Source organism: Xanthomonas maliensis (assembly GCF_009192945.1).
Lineage (GTDB): Bacteria > Pseudomonadota > Gammaproteobacteria > Xanthomonadales > Xanthomonadaceae > Xanthomonas > Xanthomonas maliensis.
The window spans coordinates 1-3,722 of sequence record NZ_NSET01000088.1; the positions used below are offsets into that span (position 1 = coordinate 1).

The window sequence follows — 3,722 nt, forward strand, 5'->3', positions numbered from 1 at the left end:
TTGACGGGGGAGCTTACGAGGTGTCAACGCCGAAGTAAATCTGACCCACTTTCCGGGTCTTGGGTCACGACGCCTTCCGCGCAATGGTCCAAGCCAAGACTCACCGTTTTGCGGGCGTAAGGCCCCTTATCGGTCACGCAGACCGAACACCGTCGACTGGTAAGTCAACCTGGCTTCGTTATTTTCAAGGTAGCGACACAGCCCTGCTATCGGACATCACCGCGCGGGATTGTACGCCCGGTTCGCTTAATTACCTCCGTCAATTAACTCCGTCCCGTTTTCCCGGTGCAACGCGAGCACATGACAAAGCGCCGCACGGAGGCGGCGCTTTGTTGACTGAAAAGCTATTCCCGCGACTCACGCGAGATGCTGACAGCACAGGTCCACGTAATGAACATCAGCCCGCTTGATTTTGTCCGCCCATGGACTGCGCCTGAGTAGCTCCCGTGTCGTCATCCGTCGGAGCAAGCTCCCAAAGAGTTTTTTCACCGGCGGGGGAGAGCGGATTGCTCTCGCCGTCAGCGGCGGGGAAGTTGCTTGGGGCAAGGGTGTAGCTGTAGAGCTCTTGCAGCACCTGCGCCATTGGCGTGTAGAAAAGGATGGAACGGGTGCGATCGTCACTGGACGAGATGACCCCGACCAGATGCCGGTCGTAGGTGACGACCGGTCCGCCGGAGTCGCCGCCGTCAAGGCTGGCGAACTCGGACGAGTCCGCGGCACCGAGGTGATCATAATTCGGCCGCCAAATTCCTGGCGCGAGCGTCATGCCGTGCCAAACGCACCGGACACCGGTGCGCCAACCGCTTGTGCAGAATGTCTCATCTGGCGCGTTGGACCACCCGCTCACAGGAAGACGTGCTTCCCGCCCGCCGCGCGGCATGAAGACCTGATTGCTCGCGCGGGGCCGATATTGCAAGTACGGATTGCAGATGGCAGCGCCGCTATTGTGATGTGCCTGGCACCACACATAGGACGGATTGGGCTCGGGCGGTACCTTCACAAGCTCGAGGTCCGAGGCTGCGGACTGCCACACGACAGTGCCAATTGGCTCGTTCTGGTCACCCAAATAGACCGTCCCGCCCGGTAGGGAGCAGTGCTTGGCAAGCACGAGCCATCGTGTGGCATTTTGGTACGGCGTCAGTCGATAGAGGATGTTGCTGGGCACCACCACCGCCCCGACGGTGCAGGATCCTGTATTCACGCCGACTTTCGAGCCAGAAATGAGCGGCAGGACGTCGCGGTCGGGATTGCGAGGAGGGACCACCTGCGCCATGGCAGCCGAGCATGCAAAGGAGGTGCTGATGACTATTGCGAGGCATGCCACGCGCTTTTGCATCTGTAGATTTTTCATCAAGAATCGGATCCTATCAGGGGTTTTCGGGATGACTCAAAGTACTGATTTTCCTGGCACGTTCGCGCCTTTATAGATCGATGATATTGGCGTGGTAGAAAGTGACCTTAATCAGTCATTGAAGCGTCACCTTGAATCATTTCCCTGTGATTATCTGACAAAAGAGCATTACAAGTTGTCGAAAAACGAATTTCAAGGAATCGGCTCGGCCTGAAACACGAAGCATGGTCTCACCGTAAAGAGAGTGGCGCATTCTGGAACCGGGCGACGGAAGCGGTTGAATCGACCGCATCATCGCCGCAACGGCTTGGGCGAAACTACGTACCATTTTTCAATGGCCGCCACCGGTGCGCCGGTACGCTATGGAAAGCGCGGTACAAAGCATGTCTTGTGGACAGTGCGGACTACGCCCTTCGCTGCTATCGCTACATTAAGCTCAATCCCGCGCGTGCTCGCCTGACCGACAACCCTGCGGCGTATCGCTGGTCTAGTTGCCCTGCCAACCTAGGCCAGCGCAGGCACTCCGCACTGACACCGCATCCCTGTTGGCTTGCACTTGGCAACGACCCGATCGAGCGATCCAACGCCTACCGTGCCCTGCTCGATGAAGCCCTCTCCGACGAACTGCTCGCCAGTATTCGCCTTCATCTACAGCAGCAGCGAGCCCTGGGCCACGACGCCTTCCGCGCAATGGTCCAAGCCAAGACCCACCGCTTTGCGGGCGTCAGGCCCGCGCATCGGCCACGCAACACCAACACCGCCGACTGATAAGTTAACCTGACCCCGTTATTTGGCAGTAGTTACAAGATTTCGTCCCAATTCAAGTGTCGCCTCTACAAAATTACCTTGTTTTGCAGGCTTATCATTTTCATCAACCTCCACGGAAATCCCGCCCATCGCCCTCTCCATCGCCGTTATTTTTGGCCTCATAAGAATTTTAAGAAGGCCGGAGATATGTACGCCATTAACTCGTGAGAATTTCAGAATTATCCAAGTATCGGCACCACCATACTATTTTTAGGACCTGACTAGCCCCATTCCTCGCATATCAAGCCCACGTATAGAAGCCTCTTCTAGGAAATGTGTCCAGCGCTCCATGTGCGACTCAATTTCTATCAGAGGCTTACGTGGGCCGCCCTTAGTGAAATATGGAAGAAGATCCAAGACGGACTGGTGCCCGAATGCGCGAACGGCGTTATCGTCCAAATTAGCTAGATAGGGATTGGCACGATAACCCGCTCGCCAGCGCTGCTCTTTCGTCATCGGTCCCATGTGACGCTGGGACTTGCGCATCAAGGGCAGATCAACTAGCAGAGTGGATTTTTCGGCAACCATTGGGCTGTCATTAAAACGCGCCCAGCGCTCATTCAATGCAGAAAGGAAGCCTTCACCCCATTCAAAGCGACCGACCCTATCACCTTTTATAACTATGCAGGGCATGGCCTCCCCTATAAAATGCGCCTCTGACAGCAGCCATACTGCATCCACTGCCCACATGTCGTTTTGCCTGGTTTGTATGAGGCGACTCACTTCCTTTCCGACGCTGATTGGATCCAGCGATTCGATATCAGGGTTCAAAAGCGCTAGGATTCCTAACGCGTCCTCTAGCCCCAAGATTCGCTTGGTATTGGCGATTTGGCGTTTAGCATCTCGGAAGGCGCCCTCCACGGACCGCATAACTTTTTGATTGAGGCGTCGCATTTGCTCATCGCCATCCGGCAGATGCGCCAGCACTTTGTGGGCCTCTACCGCGCCGAAGATTACAGGGAAGTCATTGCGCTTACTCAGCTCATCAAACGTACTGTCCACCTTGGATTGCGGATCAGCACGAAGGACTTTCAATTCAGCAATAACGGAACGACCCCGCCACAGGTAGTCAGCGCGCTGGCCCTGATCCGTGCTCTGCAGCAGCTTGTCGATCGACTCCGCGCCTTCAATCGTCATAGCAAAAGCTGCGAAGCGAGACTCCATCTCGTGAATCACCGCCATGCCCTTCTCCCATGACCGTGTCAACCCTAATCCCTAAATCAGATCACCGAGATCCACTAATAAGGCAATCTGACCCCGTTACCCTTTGCTTCGCGGGTGTCAGGCCGGCTCATCGGCCACGCAAATCAAGCGCAGCCATCAAGTAAGTCAACCTGACCCCGTTACTCGTGCATGAAGACGTACTTTGCCTTTACCCCTTGGCAAAGTACGCGGCGGCCTTTTTTAGGATGTCGCGCTCCTCCGTCACCCGGCGCAACTCGGTCTTCAGCCGCCGAACCTCGGCACTCTGGTCCACCTCGGCACGCTGCATCACGCCGGGCTTGCCGAACTTGCGCAGCCAGGCGTACACGCTGTGCGTGGTGACGTAAGCTCCCCCGTCAAG

General features: G+C 56.3%; 3 protein-coding genes and 1 pseudogene. 1 reads left to right on the forward strand and 3 read right to left on the reverse strand.

The window, feature by feature from the left end; translation table 11 throughout:
- Positions 1-397: 397 nt before the first annotated feature.
- Positions 398-1,351 carry a trypsin-like serine protease gene (locus tag CKY51_RS21070; RefSeq protein WP_152249898.1) on the reverse strand — a complete coding sequence of 318 codons (954 nt, stop codon included), beginning with the start codon at positions 1,349-1,351 and terminating at the stop codon, positions 398-400.
- Positions 1,352-1,741: 390 nt separating this feature from the next.
- On the opposite strand from CKY51_RS21070, the gene CKY51_RS21075 reads away from it, so the two are divergent.
- Positions 1,742-2,119, forward strand: coding sequence for a transposase (locus CKY51_RS21075; protein ID WP_074053248.1), 378 nt, complete (start codon positions 1,742-1,744; stop codon positions 2,117-2,119).
- A gap of 249 nt (positions 2,120-2,368) precedes the next feature.
- On the opposite strand, the gene CKY51_RS21080 is transcribed toward CKY51_RS21075, so the two are convergent.
- Entirely contained in the window at positions 2,369-3,340 is a 972-nt protein-coding gene (locus tag CKY51_RS21080; protein WP_152249900.1) for a hypothetical protein, read from the reverse strand.
- 170 nt (positions 3,341-3,510) lie between these two features.
- Positions 3,511-3,722: pseudogene (locus CKY51_RS21085) on the reverse strand (transposase); the annotation flags it as partial.